Below are 20,767 nucleotides of genomic sequence, written 5' to 3'. Positions count from 1 at the left end.
TCTCAGTCACGCCCGGTTTGCGACGCCTCACTCAAATTGCGGGGCGGACCGGCCGCCGGCCTCACACCGGCGACCCGTCGCCCACCACCGCGCTCATCACATGCCGGCGGCGATCTGCTGATCGACCTGCTGCATCCGCTCCGACGAGGCGCCGAGCTTGACGCCCACGCTCGCCAGCGCCGCCTTGATCTCGGTGGCGCCCTGGTTCCACTTCTGCCGCGCCTCGTCGCAGGCGGTGCCGGCCGCGCCGGTCCAGTCCGCGGCGAAGAGCTGCGTGAACGCCGTGTACAGGTCGTTGAGCTGCTGGTCCATCTGGTTCTGGAAGGTGTTGATCGAGGCGGACGCCTCGGTGATCTGGCCGAAGTTGTAGGTGATGTTCATTTCTGCTCTCCCCGATCTCGATCGCGAGCGCTCAGCCGCGCAGGATGCTGACTACGGAACCGTCGGCGCCGGAACCCGCGGAGCGGATCGCCTGCGCGGCCTCCTCGTCGTTCACGCCGTACGTCGTGGAAGCGGCGGACATCTTGCCCGCCAGCTCGTCGAGAGCGCTCATGATCTTCGACAGGCCGTCGTTGAGCTGAACCGAGACGTCCTGGAGCGCGTTGTTCGCGGTACCCGCGAAGGCGCCGCCGCTGAGGGCCTGGATCTCGCCCATCACCCGGCTCATGCCCTGCGAGATGCTCTGCCCGGTCTCACCGCAGCGGTTGGCCATAGCGGTGAGCTGTTCCTGAGTGGCATGGACTTGCCCGAAACCTGCCATTGCCCTTCTCCCCAGTCCTCGAAAGTGGGTTATGCCCTCCCGTACGCCAGCCGGGCGGACTCGGTTCGAACCGGTTTCCGGAAGAGTGCGTACTCTCCAGCGTCACCCGATCACCGCAAGCGACAGTGGTCATGATCAATACGGGGAGGCGTGATGGGCACCGAAAACCCCTATCCGGAGCAGACCTCGGCAAACGCCGCGGCACCGTGGCTGCGTGGCGGTCCGGCGATCGCGGTCGATCTGGACGGCCTCCGCGAGTACGCACGACTCCTCGCCAGTCAGCAAGCTGACATATCCGCGCGTTCCGGATATCTCGCACCGCTGACCGAGATGCCGGCCCGGGCCTTCACGGGCGACGTGCTGGGTGAGGCCGACGCGGTCCGTGCCGGCCTTCAGGCGAACGCGGCCGAGCTCGGCACCTATCTCGGCAAGCTGGCCGAGTCGCTCGGCAATGTGGCGAATGCGGCGCAGACCATCGCCGAGAGCTACCGATCCACCGACGCGGTCGCCGCCGCCTCCCTCGACGACGTGCTGTTCGCGTTCGGCGACAAGACCGTCCCCCGGCCGGCCGGGCTTCCGGACGAGCTCGGCACCACGTATCTCGAGCAGCAGATGGCCGGCGCCGCCACTCCTCCGCCCGCGGACAGCATGTCCTGGCGGGAGGGTCCGATCACCCCGGTCTCCGCCTATCAGACCCTGCAGATTTCGACCGGGCCGAACGGCGAGCGCCGTGAGGTGTCCACAGTGAACGCGCCCGGTGGCGTCTCGACCGCCACGACCACGATCTTCGGCCGCAACGGCGAGCCGGTCTCGGCCTCCACGACACGCACGTCGAGCCGCGTCGATGGCCCGATCCGGACCACGACGGTGGAGACCTTCGGCGAGGACGGCACGCTCACCGCGACGACCAAGACCTCGATCGCGTACGACGGAACCGACATCGCCGAAAAGAGCACCGAGACGGTGGACGCGGAGGGGCGGACCACCAGCCTGACCACGGAAAAGGTTGATCCGGTCACGCGGGAGAGCACCACGAGCACGTATCGCCCGAGCGAGAGTGGCGTGCTCGAGGAGACCAACCGGGTGACGACCGGAACCCGCACTTCCGGCCCGAGTGTGAACGGCTGAGCCATGGGTGAATATTGGGGCGCCACCGCCGATCCGAACTACGGGTACAGCCCGTACAGCGGGCAGACGCGTTACGGCACGCATCCGTCGTCGCAGATCCCGTTCACCGCGCCGCCCGGCGCCGGCAATCCGCTCACCGTCGAGGCGGTCGCCGTGAAGATCCGGAACCTGCACCCGGAGCAGATGGCCGCCCTCGCCGACCAGTGGCAGAACACCTGGTCGTTCATGGCCGACATCAGGCACTTCGTCGTCCAGCAGAGCACCGTGCTGCAGGACGAGCACTGGCAGTCCCCGGCCGCCCGCGACGCGTTCCTGCGCAAGGGCCCCGGCGAGGCGCTCACCTACCTCGACGTCTGGATGGACGCCGCCCAGAACAACGTGACCGCCCTGCGCCACCTCGTGAACGTCTCGCTCGACGCCCGCCGCGACCTGGACCAGCTCCTGGCCCGCTACGAGCGCGAACTCCAGGACGCCCAGAACGTCAGCTTCGGCGAGAACCTGGGCTCGTTCCTCACCAGCGGCGTCAGCTGGAACGCCGCCCGCGAGGAGGAGATCGCCGAGGACCAGAAGGAGATCCGCGAGCGGTACCGCCGCGAGGCCCAGACCCTCGCCCACCGCTACGGCGACCAGTTCTTCGACTACATCGCCGTGGTCTCCAGTGGCGTAGGTCCACCGGTACAGCCGATGAACGCCGTACTCAGCCAACCGGCTGCCCTCCCTCCCGCCGGAATCCCCGGCGCCCAGAACCTCCCGGCCGAAACCGGTCCGGCCTTCGTCACCGAGCCGGTCGCCAACCAGCCCGGCCTCAACCCGCCGGGTGTCACGCCCCCGGGTCTCACTCCCCCGGCCCTGACCCCACCGGCCCTGCTGCCCCCCGGCGTCGTACCTCCGGGCGTCACCCCACCCGCCGTGAACCCGCCGGCAGTGATCAGGCCTCCCGGCACGACGCCTCCGGGCCTGACCCCGCCAGGAACCGTGCCGCCCGTACTGCGGCCGCCCGGCGTGGTACCGCCCGCAGTCCGTCCCCCCGGCACACTCCCGCCCGGCGCGTTCCCGCCCGGCGGCCAGGCCCCCGGCCCGGGCGGCCTACCCCCGGGAGCCCCCACGCTGCCGCCCGGATCGCTGCCGCCCGGCACCACACCCCCGGGAACGCTGCCGCCCGGAACGACCCCGCCCGGAGTGACCCCCGGAACCATTCCCCCGAGCGTCATCCCGCCCGGGCAGCCCTTCCCGCCCGGCACCCTGCCTCCCGGCACCCTCCCTCCTGGACAGATAGCCCCGCCGAGCACAATCCCGCCGGCCACGATCCGCCCACCGCTGCCCGGCCAGTTCGGCCGCCACGGAAGCGCTCCCGGCCAGCTACCGCCACCCGGCAGCGCCCCGCCTCCGGGCCGCTCCCTGCGCCGCCCGGGCGGCCCGCCGTCCACCTCCACTTCGCCGTCCGCCTCCACGCCACGGGCCCCGCAGGCAGGCCGCCACATCCGCCGCCCCGGCCAGCCCTTCCCGCCGCCGTCGACACCCCCGCCCGGCCGCCCCGGAAGCCGCCCCACCACACCGGTACCGCAGCAGCCCGGCCGCCCCGGCACCGCCGGCTCCCAGCGCCCAGGCCCGCTGCCCGGCGGACCGAACGGCCCCGGCACGCCCGGAGGACGCCTCGGCGTCACCCCGAACGCCCCGACAACCCCGCCCGGCCAGCGCCGCGGCCCCCAGACGGGAGGCCCCGGCACTACCGGCGGCCGTCCCGCAGTCCCGCCCGGCAGCCCCGCCGGGCCCAGCGGACGCCCGGGATTCCCGCCCGGCGGCCCCGGAAGCCAGGGCGGCCGAGGCGGTCCCGGCACCCCGCCCGGCGGCCCCGGAAGCCAGGGCGGCCGGCGTGGTCCCGGCACCCCGCCGGGAAACCCGGGCACCGCCCGCTCCGGAGGCACGCCGGGCGGTCAGGGCTTCACACCACCCGGAGGCGCACCCCGCACCACAGGCGAGGGCCGCCCCGGACCGACCCCCGGCACTCCAGGCATCAGCCGCCCTGGACCGGGCCGCCCCGTCGCCCCGGGCGTCTGGCGCCCCGGTGACCCCGGCAGCGCCCGGCCCGGCGACCCCGGCAGTGCCCGGCCCGACGCCGCCGGCTACGGCCGGACCGGCAACCCTGGCTACGGCCGGGCCGGCGGCGGGTTCTCCGACGACGGGCTACCGCCCGGCGGGACCGGACGTGCCGGCGGTCCGACCTCGTCTCAGCCAGGACGTGCCGGCGGTCCGACCTCGTCTCAGCCAGGACGTGCCGGCGGTCCGACCTCGTCTCAACCGACGCGTGCCGGCGGTCAAGCCTCGTCTCAGCCGGGACGTGCCGGTGGTCTGCCTCCGGGTGGACGGAGTGGGCCCGGTGGCCTCGACGGACCGGGCGGATGGCTTGGGCCGGGCGAGGGCGATCGGCCACTCGCCGGACCGGGTTCGAGGCAAGCGGGACCTGGGCGAGCGGGACCTGGGCAGGCCGGACCCTGGCAGACCGGGCCCGGGGAGTCCGGATTCGAGCAGCCTGGATCGTCGAGTGGCCAGCGGCGTGGCCTGGAGCAGGGCGGCAACCCCTTTGGTGGGGAGTCGCGCTCTGCAGCTCCGCCCGTACTGAAAAATCCCGCCGCTGAGCGTGAGTGGCGTCCCGGCAGTGCGGAAGAAACCGGGTCTGCGGGCGCAGCCCGCGGGACCGGGGCGAGGCCCGGAACCGCGCCGCCCGTCATCAACCGGCCGACTTCACCGGCGGCACCGGACGCTGCGCCGCCGAGCACATCGGGGCGGGAGCAGGGCGGATCAGGGCGAGGCCAAGGTGGATCAGGGCGGGACCGGGGCGGACCCTGGGCGGACTGGCTCGGGACGGGAGAGTCGCGGCCGCAGGCGGGACCTGGCGTGATCGGCGCTCCCGAGCGGTCCCAGCCGGCTGAGGGGCCGTGGGGTCTGCGCAGCCCGGCGGCCACGAGGCCGGAGGGGACGGTCACGCCCGAGCTGGACAGGCGACGTTTCGGAGGAGATCCGGCTCCGACGCGGGAGCCGGACGATCTGGTCACTCATGAGCAGGCCTTCGGAATCAGGACGCCGGGTGGCGGCGTGGTCGGTGGTTCGACCGCTCCAGACTCCGCCGACGAGAATCGCGATGGCCAATGAAAATTGCTTCTACCGGCCATCACTTCTTTTCATCGCCGGCGCCCTGTCAGCTCCGCGGAATCTTTGCCACGATGGATCTCGCGGCACGGTCGTGCAGACCGCGTCCCTGACCATCCATGATCATCGCGGGGATGAAGAGCCCGAGCAGCACACCGCGGATCAGACCGCGGCGCAGGCCGATCACGCCCCCGTCGGGATAGGAAGCTCCAGCCCGGCTGGATGCCTCCCCCATATAAGAGGTGCAGTGGATGCGCGCGAGGCGCATCCCGGGCGTCTGCCCGAAGAGACCTAGGAAGAAGGTGTTCGCCACGACGAGAACGAGGACCGGAGGCCATGCCTTCTCGGACGGGCTGGCATAGAAGCTCGCGATCAGCAGACAGAGGATCCAGTCGATGACGATGGCCGCCAGTCGCGGACCGAGTCCCGCGGGCTCGATGCCGGCCGGTGTCACGGGGGATTCGTTGACGGAAGCAGCCACGTCTTCCGAGCGTACGCGATAGTGTCCGGGTGATCAGCGTGCGTATCGCCGTGCCCTCTCGGCCCAGTCCGTAACACGGCGGAAACAATAGGGATACGCCGGGGCAACTCCGTACCCATAACGTCGCGACCAGCCTTGCCAGGTGGCGGCCCATGCCGCCCGGTATCGGAAAACTGTGCCAGGAGGACGTGTGTTCGCCAATCCCGAGGAACTCCTGCGATACCTCAAAGACGAGGACGTCAAGTTCGTCGACGTACGTTTCTGTGACCTCCCGGGTGTGATGCAGCACTTCAACATCCCGGTCGAGTCGTTCGACGACAGCGTTGCAACCGACGGCCTCGCCTTCGACGGGTCCTCGATCCGCGGCTTCCAGGCCATCCACGAGTCCGACATGATGCTGCTTCCGGACGTGGCGACCGCCTTCATCGACCCGTTCCGCATCCAGAAGACGCTGGCGCTGAACTTCTTCATCCACGACCCGTTCACCCGCGAGGCCTACTCGCGCGACCCGCGGAACGTGGCGAAGAAGGCCGAGGCCTACCTGGCGGCGAGCGGCATCGCCGACACCGCCTACTTCGGCGCCGAGGCGGAGTTCTACATCTTCGACTCGATCCGCCACGAGACCTCCGCCCACCAGGCGTTCTACTACATCGACTCGATCGAGGGCGCGTGGAACACCGGCCGGGTCGAGGAGGGGGGCAACCGCGGCTACAAGACCGCGTACAAGGGCGGCTACTTCCCGGTCTCCCCGGTCGACCACTACTCCGACCTGCGTGACGCCATGGTGCGCCGCCTGGTCGACACCGGCTTCACCGTGGAGCGCTCGCACCACGAGGTCGGCACTGCGGGCCAGGGCGAGATCAACTACAAGTTCTCGACGCTGCTGCACGCCGGCGACCAGATGCAGCTGTTCAAGTACATCATCAAGAACACCGCGTGGGAGCACGGCAAGACCGCGACCTTCATGCCGAAGCCGCTCTTCGGTGACAACGGTTCCGGCATGCACACCCACCAGAGCCTCTGGCTGGCCGGCGAGCCGCTGTTCTACGACGAGACCGGTTACGCCGGCCTGTCCGACACGGCCCGCTGGTACATCGGCGGTCTGCTGCACCACGCGCCGTCGCTGCTGGCGTTCACCAACCCGACCGTCAACTCGTACCGGCGCCTCGTGCCGGGCTACGAGGCCCCGGTCAACCTGGTCTACTCGCAGCGCAACCGCTCCGCCTGCACCCGTATCCCGGTGACCGGCAGCAACGCGAAGGCCAAGCGCGTCGAGTTCCGCGTGCCGGACCCGTCGTCGAACCCGTACCTCGCGTTCTCGGCCCAGATGATGGCGGGCCTCGACGGCATCAAGAACAAGATCGAGCCGCCGGCGCCGATCGACAAGGACCTCTACGACCTGCCGCCGGAGGAGTGGGGCAGCGTCAAGCAGGTGCCGGGCTCGCTCGACGCGGTGCTCAACTCGCTCGAGGCCGACCACGAGTTCCTCACGGCCGGCGGTGTCTTCACCGACGATCTGATCTCGACGTGGATCGACTACAAGCGCACCAACGAGATCGACCCGGTCCGTCTGCGCCCGACCCCGCACGAGTTCGAGATGTACTACAACGTCTGATCCGCGCTCGCGGGTAAGGCTTGAGGGAACGGCGGCCACGTTTGTGGCCGCCGTTTTCCGTTGGTTTCCCGGCAAGGCAATCCCGGGCAGCGCCCTCCTGACAAGGCGGCGCCCTCCCGGCGGGGTGGCGCCTCGCGCGGGGTGGCGCCTCGCGCGGGGCGGCGCCCTCTCACGGGACGACGCCCTCTCACGGGACGACGCCCTCTCACAGGACGACGCCCTCTCACAGGACGACGCCCATGCCCGGAAATCGCGTCGCCCGGCGGGGGCGGTGGCCTATAGCGTTCCGCCGATGAGCACCCCTACGACGACGCTGTGGCGGCCCACCGGGCCGGCGGAGCTTGAGCTGGTACGCGCCTCCGGGTGGCGGGCCTGGCCGCCGCGCCTGGCCGACCAGCCGATCTTCTATCCCGTGCTGAACGAGGACTACGCCATCAGGATCGCGCGGGACTGGAACGTGCCGCATTCCGGGGCCGGGTTCGTGACGCGGTTCGAAGTGGACAGCGCGTTCCTGAGCCGCTATCCGGTGCGGCAGGTCGGCGGCGACACGATCCTCGAGCTCTGGGTGCCGGCCGGGGAACTCGACGAGTTCAACTCTCACATCGCCGGCACTATCGAGGTCGTCCACGAGTTCCGGTAGGTCAAAGAGCGGTCAGTAGTAGGTGCGCCTGCCGAGGCGCTGGGCCGTGGTCCACAGGCGTAGGGAGCGGCGTTCGGCCAGGGCTATCGCGGCTGCCAGGTCGGGTGGCAGGGCCGCGCTGATGAAGCGGCTCACCGGCGCCGCCAAGGGGTTCTCCCGGGCGGGTCCCGGCACCACCACGCCGAGGTAGGGGCGGCGCAGCGTTCGCGGGGCCACCACCGACAGGATGCGGCGCAGATGGCCCGGCTGGGCGACGATCGCCACCGGGCCGTCGTCGCCGAAGTGGCCCTCGTGTTCGGCGCGGAGGAGGTTCGTCACGGTGTCGATCGAGTGGCGTTCGACGTGGATGGTCTCGTCGGGGATGCCGGCCGAGAGAAGCCAGGAACGCATGAGGTCGGCCTCGGGGACCCCCTGGAAGGTCTCGCCGGGGGCGTCCGGTGTGCTCCACGGGGTGCCCTTGTGGTCGATCGGGGATTTGTAACCGGCGCAGACGATCCGGCCGGGCAGCCGCAGGGAAGCGGCTGCCCGGCAACGGGCCTCACCTCGCGGGGTGAGGCCGGTGGCGTCGGCGTTCCGGCCGTGGCCGGGGATCAGGACGTGCGCCACCTGGGACAGGGTCAGACCGGGCGTTCCCGCGAGTACCTCGAATCGCACATCACCCATGATCGTCCAGCCGGCAGGAAGGAAATGGCCGAGACCAAACGATAGGGGCGAGTCAGAGCAGGCGACCCAGATCCAGGAAGACGGTCTCACCCGTCGCGTCGTCCAGGCCGTCGTTGTCGGTCACCGCATAGGTCCGGCCGTCACCGGCCACGGCCAGGCCCTCGACCTTGTCCTGCACCCAGCCGCCGCCGGCCTTGAGCTGCGGCAACAGGTCTTTCCGCAGCTTCTTGGCGACGGTCGGCACGCCGGACCAAGAGGCCGGGACGCCGGGCCAGGAGGCCGGGACGTCGAAGGTGTAGATCTTCTTGACGGCGGCGAGGGTGCCCCGCTGGTTGTCGCGCTCGATCACGGCGAACGTGTCCTTGTCGACGGCCACCAGCTCGGAGAGGCCGACCCAGCCGGTCGGGGCCGTGTCGAGCGGGTAGAGCAGCCACGACCAGGTCTTCGTCGTCGTGTCGTAGCGGCCGATGCGGGCCGTGTTCGCCGGGTCGCCCTTGATGGCGCGCTGGACCGCGACCCAGACGTACCTGCCCGACTCGGCCACGCCTTCGAGGCCGTTGCTGGTGACGGCGGCCGCGACGTCGGCGGAGAGCGGAATCTCCTCCTGGACGGCGCCGGCCGCGTTCAGGCGGACCAGCAGGTTCGGCGAGGACGCGGAGGCCCCTTCGACCGCCAGCCAGTAGCCGCCCTGCTTGCGGGCCACGAGACCTTCGGCGTCGTACCCGATGGGCTTGCCGTCCTTGGTGACGACCAGCTCGCGGGAGATGACGCCGTCGGTCGACAGGGTCAGGATCCGGGTCGGGGTGTAGACGGAATCGGTCACCGAGACGAGCTTGTCCCGGCTGCCCGGCACCGGCGAGAGCGCCGAGAGCGCGCCCCACGGGATCACGTCACCGGAGGAGCGCGACGAGATCTGCGTGTCCGGACCCGAACCGAAACCGAAGATCTGCACCCCGCCACGGATGCCGATCGACGCGTCCTCCTCCTCGGTGGAGACGACGACGAGGTTCCGGGACGGCACCGCGACGACACCCTCGGGAGCGTTCGAGGTCGGCATCAACTGCTTGAAGCGCGGCTTCGAGGGGTTGGAAACGTCATAGGCCGCCGTGAAGTTGCCCCGCTCCGAGTTGACGAAGACGTACGGAATCCCCTTGAGACGGGCGAAGGTGACGTTCTCCACCTCGATGCCCTTGGCATCCGACCGCTTGTCCGGGTACTGGCCGTGCTCGACCCCGATGTGCTCGAGGGTGTTGCCGGCATCCCAGACGACCTTGCCGGTCTTCTTGTTGAAGATCGACCAGCCGCGCGAGCCGCCCTCGTAGTCACCCTCGTTGGCCGTCGCGAACAGGTCGTCGGTGATCCACGCGACGCCGTCCGGCTCCCGCTTCGCGGTGATCGAGCCGGTTAGGACGATCTGGTCGTCATCGAGAGTGTCGACGCCGGAAACGGTCACGGAGCCGGCGGAGAAGGAGGAGACGACCCGCCCGGACCGCAGCGACACCACGGCCAGATGGTTGTTCTCCTGCAACGAGACGACGGCCTCGTCCCGCGCGTTGATGCTGACATATTCCGGCTCGGGGTCCGTCGGCGCGATCTCCGAGAGGCCCGACAGAGAAACCTTCGAGACCTTCCATGTACGAGTGTCGACCACGGCGAGCCAACCGGCGGGCGCCTGCGGGATCGCGCCGTCGTTGACGTCCTCGTCGCGCTCGTTCTCGATGGCGATCGCGATGTACCGGCCGCTCGGCGCCACGGCGACCGAGTCGGGCTGGCCGCCGAGCTCGATGGAGCGGACGGTCCTGCGCGAACGCGAGTCGATCACGACGAGCTTGCCGGACGGCTCGGTGAAGCTGGTCCGGGTGTTGACACCGGCCAGCAGCAGGTTGCCGAGGTGCGCGACCGAGGTGGGCTCACCGCCGACGGCGAGGGTGCCGGCGGGCTTCGGCCGGGACGCGTTGGTGATGTCGATGAGGCCGAGGCGCTTGCCGGGGCTGTCGGTGTAGACGACAGTCCGGCCGTCCTCGGTGACGGTGGAGATCTCCGCCGCGGCCGTGTCGTCGATCGACGAGTTCAGGTATGCGGGAAACGTCGAGAGGCGCTGGAAGCTGTTGACGTAGCCGTGGGCGGAGGCAGCGGCGGGCGCGCTGGCGACCGCGGCCGCGGTCACGGCCACAGCGGAGACAACCGCCGAGGTGGTACGGCGAATGGACATGCAAGCTGACTACGCGATGATCTTGTCCAGTTCATGGACGTCAGACGAACGGCGGGTGCCGAGGGGTGTCCAGAAGAGCAGAGCCAGGCTGAACCAGACATAAATGTTGCCGCCGATCAGCTCCAGCGGCGGCCGGGGACGCTTCTCCCACCACCAGGTCAGGTGCGAGGTCATCACCACGTACCCGGAGATGCCGAGATATGGCCGGCCGAGCTCGACGCATCGGATCAGAGCCGGGATCAACCAGACACAGTGGTGGATCCAGGTGACCGGGCTGATCAGGCAGCCGAGCACACCGGTGAGCGCCAGACCCCCGACGACGTCGGACGGGGCCCGGCCGACCCGCCACGCCCAGACCGCCAGCGTGACCAGCACGCACGCCAGCCAGATCTTGGACTCGACCACGTCGAGCGGCAGCCGCGCCAGCATGCCGCGCTCGGACTGGTTGGAGAGGTAGTGGAGCAGCCCGACCCGGTTCGTGTCCCACAGCGCCGACGTCCAGAACTCCCGCGACTCGTCCGGGAACAGCGCCCCGGCCAGCAGCGTCGCCCCGGCCGCCGACCCGATCGACGTCAGCAACGCCCGCCACCGCCGGGTGACCAGCAGGTAGAGGATGAAGACGCCGGGGGTCAGCTTGATCGCCACCGCGATGCCGATGCCGACGCCGGCCCACTTCCGGCCGCGGGCCACGCCGAAGAGCATGTCGGCGGTCACGAGCGCGAGCAGCAGCGTGTTCACCTGGCCGAAAGTGATCGTCTCGCGCACCGGTTCGAAGAGCAGCCCGAGGCAGATCGCGATGGCCCACCCGATGCGGTCGTTCCAGCCCAGCCTGTCCAGAATCGGTCGCGCCAGCCACCAGACGATCAACGCGGTGGTCGCGATGGTGGCGAGCGAGGCGACGATCGCCACGAGCAGGATCGGCAGATACGCCATCGGCGACATGACCAGGCCGGCGAAGGGCGGATAGGTGAATCCGTACGGCGTGCCCGGCCGCAGGAAGTCGTAGACCATGCCGCCGTCGCGGAACCAGTACTGGATCGCGCCGTGGTAGACCTTCGAGTCGAAGTACTCGTTACGGAGCCCGGTGAGGACGATCGCCCCCACCGTGATCGACGCGAGGACGCAGAGAGTGACGATTCGCTTCATTCAGGACTTTCCACGCTAGACAGCCGGCGAGCACGGTCATGACGACGGCACCCTGCGCCTTGGTGACGAGGGCCAGGTTGTATCCGTCCGGCAGGCAGAGCGCCGCGGCCACCGCACACGGCGCGACCAGCCACAACGTCTCCCTCCGCACGGTCGCGGCGAGCACCGCGAGCGGCCAGAGGGCGTACCACGGATGGAAGACCGGGGCGAGCAGCACGGTCGCGGCCAGGGCGAGCCCGGCGAAATGCACCGGATCCGCGCCGGAGGCGGAGAAGGCTCTCAGCCAGAGCATCACCAGCACGACGGCCAGGACGATCATGCCGATCACCCGGGTGGCCGGCACGGCGCTCGGCACGCCGAACAGCTCCAGCGTGAGCCCCACCGCGGTCGGCGGCGAGGTCCACTGCACCGACACGCCACTTCCGGACAGGCTGGTCACCCATCCGAGCCCGAGCCCGGCGCCGAGCGAGACCGCCGCGAGGGCGGCCAGGGCACCGGAACCGAGCACCAGCGCCGACCGCCACCAGCGCAGCGGCAGGAGCAGCACCGCGAACGGCAGCACCACGACGGCGGTCGCCTTCACCCCGACGGCGAGCCCGAGCAGCACCCCCGCAGCGATCATTCTCGGCCAGGCGGTGGCTCTTGAGGCCACCGTCAGACCGGCCACCAGCAACGCGACCATGACGGCGTCGTTGTGCGCCCCGGAGATCAAATGGATGGGCACAAGCGGACACGCCAGAACCAGCCACACGGCCCGCTGCGGCGGCACCCCGGCACGGCGCGCGAGCACGGGCAAGCAGAAACCGATCACCACGACGCCGCATACCGCGATCAGCCGCAGCAGCGCGACGGTGCCGGTGAGCCCGCCGCCCGGAAAAAGGTCGCCCAGCTTCGCGGCGAGAGCCGCGAGCACGAGAAACACCGGGCCATAGGGCGCCGGCGTCTGCCGCCAGGTGGGCGCGACGGCGTCGGCCCAGGGACACCCCAGAAGATCAAGACCGCCACTGTACGGGTCGAGCCCGGCGCTCTGCTGCCATCCCTGACATGCGTACGAGTAGACGTCATAGCTGGCCAGCGGCAGGAACGGGAGCAGCGGCACCGCCCAGATCGCCGCTGTGACATAGGCCCACCGCAGGGACGGCACGTCACGCCGCCCGGCCCACCAGGCGCCGATCAGCAGCAGCGTCCCGAGCAGCCAGCTGACCGGGAGCAGCACACCGTTCTCGCCGGCGAAGATGGTGCCCGGCGTCACGTTCGGTTCCCACGGGTCGGTGGCGCCACCGGACCAGGCGGCCGCCGCCAGGAGCAGACTGCCTGCCAGCCCCGCATATCGGACGAGGAGTGGACGCGGCATGGCGACGACCCTACCGTGACAGGCTGCAACCACCGGTGAACCGGTAGGGTCGGCGGGATGTGGGCCCGGCACCGGCTGGAGTGGATCACCGCGCTGGTGGCGGCGATCCTCGGCGTCGTCTACCTGATCCTGCCCCCGATGGGCTCCGATCTGGCCGCCCAGGTGGCCCGGGCCGGCTTCTTCGCCGATCACGGCCTCACCCCGGTCGACCTGCGCTGGTACGCCGGGGTCGAGCAGTTCGGATACAGCCTCGTCTCGCAGCCGGTGATGGCGCTGCTCGGCGTCCGGGTCACCGGCGTGCTCACGCTCGTGGCCGGCCCGGTGCTGCTCGCGGTGCTCTTCCGGCGCACCGGCGCGGCCCGCCCGGCCCTCGGCGCGATCTTCGGGACGGTCGCCTTCGCCGGCAACCTGGTGAGTGGCCGCGTCACCTACGGGCTCGGCATCTGCTTCGCGGTGGCCGCGCTGGTCCTGCTCACCGCGAAGCGGAGGCCGCGCCTGCGCCTCCTCGCCGCCGGGGCCGCCTTCCTGGCCGGCGCCACCAGCCCGGTGGCCGGCCTCTTCACCGGCCTGGCCGGCGTCGCCCTGCTGCTCACCCGTCCCGGCACTCGAACGACGCCGGACAGCGTCGTCGCTGCGACGGCGGAGGGACCGGGCGAGAGCGGCGCCTCGGATGGCGGAGGCAGCAGGTGGGGCGGCACCTCGGACGGCGCACGCGGCGCCTCTGACGGCGGGACCGGCGGCGGGTGGGGTGGTCTGCGGTGGCGGGACGGGCTTCTGCTCGCCGTCCCGGCCGCTGTGCCGCTGGCGATCACGAGCCTGCTCTTCGGGGACGGCGGGTGGATGAACATCAGCCGCACCGATACCGTGCGGGCGGTGGTGACCGGGCTGGTCGTGGCGGTGTTCGTGCCGTACCGGGCGGTGCGGATCGGGGCTCTGCTGTCGTCGGCCGGGGTGCTGGCGGCCTCGCTGATCCATACGCCGGTCGGGCTCAACGCGACCCGGCTCGCGGTCATGTTCGGGTTGCCGGTGCTGGCCGCTTACGGTTCGGTCCCTCGTACCCGGAAAAAAGCGCCACTCGCGGTGACCCTGCTGCTCGCGGCACTCGTGTGGTGGCAGCCGCCGGTCGTGCTCGATGACGTGCGGGATATCGGGAACCCGACCGCCGATCCCGGCTATTTCGCGCCGCTGCGGGCACGTCTCGCCGAGCAGAAGCTGACCGGACGAGTGGAGATCCCGCCGACCCGCGCGTATTGGGAGGCGGCCTCGATGGGCGACGTGCCGCTGGCGCGGGGATGGCTGCGACAGGCCGATATCGATCGGAACCCACTGTTCTTCACGACCGTGCCGGGCGCCGCCGGAACCGGGGTGGCGCTCACCGCCGACAGCTACCGGACGTGGCTGGACGAGCTGGCCGTCCAGTACGTGGCGGTGCCCGACGCGGAACTGGCCTGGCCCGGCCGGGCCGAGGCGGAGCTGGTCACGAACGGTCTGCCCTATCTCACACCGGTCTGGAGCGACGCGCACTGGCGGCTCTACGAGGTGACCGGCGCACGCCCGATCGTCGACGGGCTGGTGGATCAGGATGCCGCGTCGGCGACGTTCGACGCGGCATCCGCCGGTGAGGTGCGTGTCCGGATCCGATATCACCGCTGGCTGACCGTCACGGGCGGCGCCTCGATCGGGGCAGACGGGCTGTGGACGACGGTGCGGGTACCGGCCGCCGGGCGTTACACGATCGGCAGCAGCCTGCTGTGAGGGTCAGGTCCGCTGGCGGGCCGCGCGCTTGCGCTCACGCTGCTCGCGGGTGTAGCGCTTCCGGTTCTCCAGGTCGCGTTTCCACTGCTCACGGGCCTCGGCATCGCAGCCCTGAACGGCGCCCTTGGTCTGCGCCGGGCCGATCAGCGAGCGGAACGCCCAGTTGTCGAACGTCCGGTGAAACCAGTCAGAGAACTTCGACACGATCGCTCGCCTCCGAAAGCTTTGCGGGCCAATGATTGGTACACCAACTATCGTTAGATTAACCGACGAGCTGAGGAGATCCGCAAGTGAGTGACGACCCCCTCGCCCTGGAGCAGCAGGTCTGCTTCGCGCTGTCGGTGGCGGCTCGCAGCGTCGTGGCGATCTACCGTCCGCTGCTCGAGCCGATGGGGCTGACACACCCGCAATATCTCGTCATGCTCGCACTCTGGCAGCACGCCCCGCTCTCGGTTCGCCGGCTCAGCGAGCTGCTCCAGCTCGACCCGGGAACCCTCTCCCCTCTGCTGAAGCGGCTCGAGGCGATCGGATACCTGCGGCGCGAGCGGGACACCGCCGACGAGCGCAGCCTCGCGATCACGCTGACCGAGCGCGGCCGGCAACTGCGCGCCGACGCCGAGCGGATCCCGCCCGCGGTCGTGGAACGGCTCGGGATGCCCATCGAGGAGTTGAAGACCGTTCACGAGGCGCTCACCCGGGTCATCGCCGCCGCTAGCCGTTGAATGCGATTCGCCAATCGGCTACTGATCCGTCACCCGGGTAGGTCGATCGGCGGCAACGTCACCCGTAGCGGGCGTTTCATACTGGCTCACCACGCGATTCACTGAATTCTCTCAACCCAGCCGGGTTTCGGCGAGAATGACGGGAGTCGACCGGCAGATGTGGATCTGCGGCAACTGTGGCGAGACGAACGACGGTGAACCAGGCGTCTGCGAGACGTGCGGACGACCGTCCCGGAGCACCGAACCGACCCGCTGGGACGCGATCCCGCCGATCCCGCAGAGACTGACGCGGCCGGCCGGGCAGCAGCCGCCGGGAAACCAGCCGGCCGGAAACCAGCCGGCCGGGAACCAGCCGGCGGACCGGCGGGCGGTGGCGAAACAGCCGATCGAGAACCGGGAGCCGGTCGAACGGCGGGAACGCTGGGAACCCCGGAACGCTCCCGGCTTCCGCGGCGGCCCGCCCCCGGCGCCGCGCAACGCGCCTCCCGCGGTCGCCGGCACACCCTGGCCACCGCCGGTGAAACAGCCCGCCGACGCCGCCTGGAACCCCGAGCCCGCCGGCGCCACCTGGATCCCCGAGCCCGCCGACCCGCCGCCGGACCCGGACGAACCGGCCATCCGGCGCCGCCTGCTCCCGGCCGTCCCGATCGTCGTCCTGATCGCCGCCCTCGCGGCGGCCGCGATCCTCGGCGGCCCCCGCCTCTTCGACTCGGCGAGCACCGAGCCCCGCAACCGCCCGGCCGGCCAGCGCCTGGGCGACGCGCCGCCGCCGAACCGGGAGCAGATCCCGATCATCCCGGACAGCGAGCGGCCGCTCGAGCGCGCCACCACAGAGCCGCCGGGAAGCGAGGAGCCCGGAGGTGAGGAGCCGGGAACCGAGCCGCCCGGGCGCACCGGACTGGTCACCGTCGACCCCGAGGTGACGCACGACCGGGCGGACGCCGTCGCCGCCATGCTGGAGACCTACTTCACCGGCATCAACGCCAAGGACTACGCCGGGGTGGCCGAGGTCCTCGACCCGGACGGCGAGCTCGACCCGGACGACCCCGAGCAGATGGCCCGGTTCAGCGACGGGACGGCCACGGCCCGGGACTCGGACGTGGTGCTGCACGATCTGACCGACCTGGGTGCCGGGCGGCTGGGCGCGGACGTGTCGTTCCGCAGCAGGCAGGAGGCCGGGGACGGACCCGAGGACCGGCCGGACGAGACCTGCACCGACTGGCGAGTGAGCTACACAATCACGATAAAACCGAAATATCGGATTTTGCGTGCCGAGGGCACCTCGAACCCGTGCTAACCCTCCAGCACGCGCTCCATGGCCGCCCGTGACCGGCGCGTCAAGCGGAGGTACCGGTCGACGAACTCACCCGGGTCGCCGCCGTCCAGCAGGAGCACCACGCCCGCCAGCTCGACCCCGTGCCGGGGCAGCTGATCGGTGGGCCGCCCGCGGACCAGCGTGAGCGCGTTGCGCACCTGCGACGCGAGGGTCCAGCCGGCCGCCATCGCGTCCGCGTCCGCCGCGTCGACGAGACCCGCCTCGCACTCGGCGGCGAGCGCCTCCTTGGTGCAGGTCTTGCGCAGCTCCGGGTGCTCGTGCGCGTACCGCAGCTGAAGCAGCTGGACCGCCCACTCGACGTCGGCGAGGCCGCCGCGGCCGAGTTTCGTGTGCGTGTTCGGGTCGGCGCCGCGCGGCAGCCGCTCGGTCTCGACCCGGGCCTTGATCCGGCGGATCTCGACGACCTGCTCGCGGGTGAGCCCGCCGTCCGGGTAACGGACCCGGTCGGCGAGCGCCTCGAACTCGGCGCCGAGCGACGCGTCGCCGCAGACGAACCGGGCCCGCAGCAGCGCCTGCGACTCCCAGACCTTCGACCAGCGGGCGTAGTACTGCTGGTAGGCGGAGATGCTGCGGACGAGCGGGCCCTGCCGGCCCTCGGGACGCAGGTCGGCGTCGACGCCGAGGGGTGGGTCGGGGGCGGGCGACTGGAGCAGCCGGCGCAGCTCCTCGGCGATCGCGTGGGCGGAGGCGGCGCTGCTGTCCGCGGCACCGGCCGGCGGGGCGTAGACGAAGAGCACGTCCGCGTCCGAGGGGTAGCTCATCTCGTACCCGCCGAGCCGCCCCATCCCGACGATCGCGAACCGCAGGCCCTCCGGGCCGGGCTTGGCGCGCCGGGCGATCCGCAGGGCCGCGCTGAGCGTCGCGTCGGTGACGTCGGAGAGTGCCGCCCCGATCGCGTCCACGTCGAGGGGCCGGTCGGGGGCGAGATCACCGCCCCGGCTCAGGATGTCGGCGCAGGCGATCCGGAACAGTTCCCGCCGGCGCAGCGCGCGGACCGCGCCGATCGCCTGGAGGGGGTCGCCGGCGTGCCGGTCGCCGGCCGAGGCGAACCCGTCGAGCAGGGCCTGACGCGGCCGGGGCTGGAGCTCGCCGTCCTCGGCGAGCAGCCGGAGCGCCTCCGGGTCGCGGGTGAGCAGGTCGGTCGCGTACCGGGAGAGGCTCAGGACGCGGGCCAGCCGCCGGGCCACCGGGCCGCCGTCGCGCAGCAGACGCAGGTACCACGGGGTGCTGCCCAGCTTGTCGGAGACCTGGCGGTAGTTGAGCAGCCCGCGGTCCGGCTCCGGCGCGTCGGCGAAGTCCTGCAGGAGCATCGGCAGCAGGGTCCGCTGGATCGCCGCGGTCCTGGTCACGCCGCCGGTCAGGGCCTCCAGGTGGCGCAGGGCGCCGGCCGGGTCGGCGAACCCGAGGATCTCCAGGCGCTTGCGGGCCGACTCCGGGGTCATCCGCAGCTCCTCGGCGGGCACCCGGGCGACCGCTTCGAGCAGGGGCTGGTAGAGCAGCTTCACGTGCAGCCGGCGGACGTTGGCGGCGTGCCCGACCCAGTCGGAGCGGAACGATTCGACGGCGTCCCGCCCCGGCATGGCGGTGTAACCCAGGGCCGCCGCCAGCCATCGAAGTCCCGCGGCGTCGTCGGGCACGGTGTGCGTACGTTTGAGCTGTTGAAGTTGCAGCCGGTGCTCGACGCCGCGCAGGAAGCGATAGCCGCGCAGGAGTGTCTCGCCGTCCTGCCGGCCCACATAGCCGCCGGTGACCAGCGCCCGCAGCGCCGGGAGCGTGCCCGGCGCGCGCAGCGTCTCGTCGATGCGGCCGTGCACGAGCTGGAGCAGCTGCACCGCGAACTCGATGTCGCGCAGGCCGCCCGGACCGCGCTTGATCTCCCGGTCCACCTCCTTGGCCGGCACGTTCTCGATGATCTTGCGGCGCATGTCGCGGACGTCGGTGACCGCCTCCGGGCGCTCGGCCGCGTGCCAGACCAGCGGCGCGAGGTCGGCGATCCAGGCCTGCGCGAGTGCGAGGTCACCGGCCGCCGGGCGCGCCTTGAGCAGCGCCTGGAACTCCCAGGTCCGCGCCCACCTGCGGTAGTAGGCCTGGTGGCTGGCGAGCGTGCGGACCAGCGGCCCGCGGCTGCCCTCCGGCCGCAGCGCCGCGTCGACCGGCCAGGCGACCAGCCCGCAGATCTCGATGAGCCGGGCCGCGATCGTGGTGCCGGCCGTCAGATCCTCGTCGCCGGCGGCCACGAAGATCACGTCCACGTCGGAGACGTAGTTCAGCTCGTTGCCGCCGCACTTGCCCATCGCCACGACGGCGAGGCGCGGCTCCGGCGTTCCGGCGGGCAGGTCGGCCAGCGCGATCGCGTAGGCGGCCGCGAGCGTCTCGTCGGCCAGGCGGGACAGCGCGGCCATGGTGGGTTCCAGGCCGCGGCCTCCGGTCAGGTCGGCCGCGGCGATGCGCAAGAGCGAGATTCGGTACGCCGACCGCAACTGCGGGACGGTCTCCGCCGGGAACGCCAGCCGCCCTTCGGCGTCCGGCGGGAGGCCGCTCTTCGAGGTGGCGAGCGTCTTCCACTCGTCGGGGTTGGCCACCAGGTGATCGCCGAGCGCCGACGACGCCCCGAGGACGGCCAGCAGCCGGCGCTTGAACCCCTGATCGCGGGACAGCTCGCCGAGCAGCTCGGCGGTCGCCTCGTTGTGCACCAGCGCGCTGCCCGGACCGGCCACCCGGTTGCCGTTGCTGCGCTCGGCGGCCCGGCCGGCCGAGTCGGCGAGCCGGTGCAGCTGGCGCAGGGCGAGGTTCGGGTCGGCGGTCCGGGAGAGCGCGTCGAGCAGGTCGGACGCGGCCGGGCCGGCCGGGGCGTGCGCCTCGGCGTCCCAGAGCCGCAGGCCGTCGGCGCCGAGCAGGTCGGTGGCGCGGGCGCCGTCGTCGGCGAACCCGTACCGCGCGAGCCGGCTGGGCCTGGTCATCACTGCCCCAGCAGCGGCAGGGTCCGGCCGGCGCCGGTGATCGGTATGTCGGCGTCCGGCAGCTCGCCGAGGGCCAGCGCGGCGAACCGCTGCGCGAACGGCTGCCACACCTCCTCCACGTCGGCGAGCGCGCCGGTGGTCGCGGCCACCACCGACTCGGCGTCGTAGCCGAGCTCGTCGAGCGCCGCCGTGTCGCTGCGGGCCCAGGCCTCGATCATGTCGGTGTCGCACTCGATGTGGAACTGGGTGCCCCAGGCCCGGTCGCCGATCCGGAACGCCTGATTCGGGTACCGGCTGGACGCCGCGAGCAGCACCGCGTTCAGCGGCAGCTCGGTGATCTCGTCGCGGTGCCACTGGATCACGTCGGGGATGAGCGGCACCCACTTGAACAGCGGGTCGGTGTCGGCCGCGTCGCGCTTGCCGATCAGGCCGGGGCCGACCTCCGGGCCCGAGGGGCTGCGCTCGACCCGGCCGCCGTGCGCGACCGCGAGCAGCTGACCGCCGAGGCAGACGCCGAGGGTGGGGACGCGGTAGCGCACCGCCTTGCGCAGCAGCCCCTCCAGGGCCGGGAACCAGGGCGCCCCGGGGGTGCCGTCCTCGGCGGCGTACGCGTTCTGATCGCCGCCCAGCACGATCAGCGCGAGGAAGCCGTCGAGCGTCTCCGGCAGCTCGTCGCCGGCGTGCGGCCGGAGCACGGTGAGCTCGAGGCCGGCCTCGGTCAGCCAGTCGCCGAGGCGCCGGAGGTCGTCGCTGGGATCGTTCTCGATGACTAGTGCGCTGCCCACAGCACGAGGCTATCGGGTCCTTCCCGGGTGTGGTGCGCTCGCCCGGCGGCCGCGTCCTGTTTC

17 protein-coding genes are annotated in these 20,767 nt (G+C 71.5%); 7 read left to right on the top strand and 10 right to left on the bottom strand.

Features of this window, described 5'->3' with window-relative positions; genetic code table 11:
* Positions 1-96: 96 nt before the first annotated feature.
* Positions 97-381 (bottom strand): WXG100 family type VII secretion target, encoded by a 285-nt coding sequence (locus AB0G10_RS19670; RefSeq protein ID WP_360923272.1) that lies wholly within the window; start codon positions 379-381, stop codon positions 97-99.
* Positions 382-412: 31 nt separating this feature from the next.
* The gene (locus AB0G10_RS19665; RefSeq protein WP_360923269.1) at positions 413-760 is read right to left on the bottom strand and encodes a WXG100 family type VII secretion target; all 348 of its coding nucleotides are present in this window, start codon (positions 758-760) and stop codon (positions 413-415) included.
* Between the two features lie 153 nt (positions 761-913).
* On the opposite strand from AB0G10_RS19665, the gene AB0G10_RS19660 reads away from it, so the two are divergent.
* Positions 914-1,888: a hypothetical protein gene (locus AB0G10_RS19660; protein ID WP_360923266.1), complete on the top strand. Its 975-nt coding sequence runs from the start codon at positions 914-916 to the stop codon at positions 1,886-1,888.
* A 3-nt stretch (positions 1,889-1,891) separates the two neighbouring features.
* A complete protein-coding gene (locus AB0G10_RS19655) occupies positions 1,892-5,038 on the top strand; it encodes a hypothetical protein (RefSeq protein WP_360923263.1) in 3,147 nt (1,048 codons plus the stop codon).
* 46 nt (positions 5,039-5,084) lie between these two features.
* On the opposite strand, the gene AB0G10_RS19650 is transcribed toward AB0G10_RS19655, so the two are convergent.
* Positions 5,085-5,516, bottom strand: a complete 432-nt coding sequence (locus AB0G10_RS19650) for an RDD family protein (RefSeq protein WP_360923260.1) — start codon at positions 5,514-5,516, stop codon at positions 5,085-5,087.
* Between the two features lie 190 nt (positions 5,517-5,706).
* Here AB0G10_RS19650 and glnA point away from each other — a divergent pair, with 190 nt between their 5' ends.
* Positions 5,707-7,131, top strand: a complete 1,425-nt coding sequence (gene glnA, locus AB0G10_RS19645; protein ID WP_360923257.1) for a type I glutamate--ammonia ligase — start codon at positions 5,707-5,709, stop codon at positions 7,129-7,131.
* A 292-nt stretch (positions 7,132-7,423) separates the two neighbouring features.
* Positions 7,424-7,771: an ADP-ribosylation/crystallin J1 gene (locus tag AB0G10_RS19640; protein ID WP_360923254.1), complete on the top strand. Its 348-nt coding sequence runs from the start codon at positions 7,424-7,426 to the stop codon at positions 7,769-7,771.
* A 12-nt stretch (positions 7,772-7,783) separates the two neighbouring features.
* On the opposite strand, the gene AB0G10_RS19635 is transcribed toward AB0G10_RS19640, so the two are convergent.
* The 4 genes from AB0G10_RS19635 to mptB form a co-directional block, all read right to left on the bottom strand.
* Positions 7,784-8,425, bottom strand: a complete 642-nt coding sequence (locus AB0G10_RS19635; protein WP_360923251.1) for an ElyC/SanA/YdcF family protein — start codon at positions 8,423-8,425, stop codon at positions 7,784-7,786.
* Positions 8,426-8,486: 61 nt separating this feature from the next.
* On the bottom strand, positions 8,487-10,646 hold the full coding sequence (locus tag AB0G10_RS19630) for an esterase-like activity of phytase family protein (RefSeq protein WP_360923248.1): 2,160 nt from the start codon (positions 10,644-10,646) through the stop codon (positions 8,487-8,489).
* A gap of 9 nt (positions 10,647-10,655) precedes the next feature.
* Positions 10,656-11,792 carry a glycosyltransferase 87 family protein gene (locus AB0G10_RS19625; RefSeq protein WP_360923245.1) on the bottom strand — a complete coding sequence of 379 codons (1,137 nt, stop codon included), beginning with the start codon at positions 11,790-11,792 and terminating at the stop codon, positions 10,656-10,658.
* Entirely contained in the window at positions 11,719-13,146 is a 1,428-nt protein-coding gene (gene mptB, locus AB0G10_RS19620) for a polyprenol phosphomannose-dependent alpha 1,6 mannosyltransferase MptB (RefSeq protein WP_360923242.1), read from the bottom strand. Before mptB ends, AB0G10_RS19625 begins: the two co-directional genes overlap by 74 nt.
* Positions 13,147-13,203: 57 nt before the next feature.
* On the opposite strand from mptB, the gene AB0G10_RS19615 reads away from it, so the two are divergent.
* Complete coding sequence (locus tag AB0G10_RS19615) at positions 13,204-14,901, top strand: hypothetical protein (protein WP_360923239.1); 1,698 nt, start codon at positions 13,204-13,206, stop codon at positions 14,899-14,901.
* 3 nt (positions 14,902-14,904) lie between these two features.
* Here the strand turns inward: AB0G10_RS19615 and AB0G10_RS19610 are convergent, their stop codons facing one another.
* Positions 14,905-15,105 carry a hypothetical protein gene (locus AB0G10_RS19610; protein WP_360923236.1) on the bottom strand — a complete coding sequence of 67 codons (201 nt, stop codon included), beginning with the start codon at positions 15,103-15,105 and terminating at the stop codon, positions 14,905-14,907.
* A gap of 86 nt (positions 15,106-15,191) precedes the next feature.
* Here AB0G10_RS19610 and AB0G10_RS19605 point away from each other — a divergent pair, with 86 nt between their 5' ends.
* The gene (locus tag AB0G10_RS19605; protein ID WP_360923233.1) at positions 15,192-15,623 is read left to right on the top strand and encodes a MarR family transcriptional regulator; all 432 of its coding nucleotides are present in this window, start codon (positions 15,192-15,194) and stop codon (positions 15,621-15,623) included.
* A gap of 136 nt (positions 15,624-15,759) precedes the next feature.
* Positions 15,760-16,920 (top strand): hypothetical protein, encoded by a 1,161-nt coding sequence (locus tag AB0G10_RS19600; RefSeq protein ID WP_360923231.1) that lies wholly within the window; start codon positions 15,760-15,762, stop codon positions 16,918-16,920.
* On the opposite strand, the gene AB0G10_RS19595 is transcribed toward AB0G10_RS19600, so the two are convergent.
* Both AB0G10_RS19595 and AB0G10_RS19590 read right to left on the bottom strand, forming a co-directional pair.
* Positions 16,917-19,919, bottom strand: coding sequence for a bifunctional [glutamine synthetase] adenylyltransferase/[glutamine synthetase]-adenylyl-L-tyrosine phosphorylase (locus AB0G10_RS19595; RefSeq protein WP_360923228.1), 3,003 nt, complete (start codon positions 19,917-19,919; stop codon positions 16,917-16,919). The genes AB0G10_RS19600 and AB0G10_RS19595 overlap by 4 nt on opposite strands.
* The gene (locus tag AB0G10_RS19590) at positions 19,919-20,704 is read right to left on the bottom strand and encodes a type 1 glutamine amidotransferase (protein WP_360923225.1); all 786 of its coding nucleotides are present in this window, start codon (positions 20,702-20,704) and stop codon (positions 19,919-19,921) included. Before AB0G10_RS19590 ends, AB0G10_RS19595 begins: the two co-directional genes overlap by 1 nt.
* Positions 20,705-20,767: the final 63 nt, after the last annotated feature.

Source organism: Actinoplanes sp. NPDC023714, assembly GCF_040639855.1.
Classification (GTDB): domain Bacteria; phylum Actinomycetota; class Actinomycetes; order Mycobacteriales; family Micromonosporaceae; genus Actinoplanes.
This window is presented reverse-complemented; position numbering and strand designations above follow the sequence as displayed.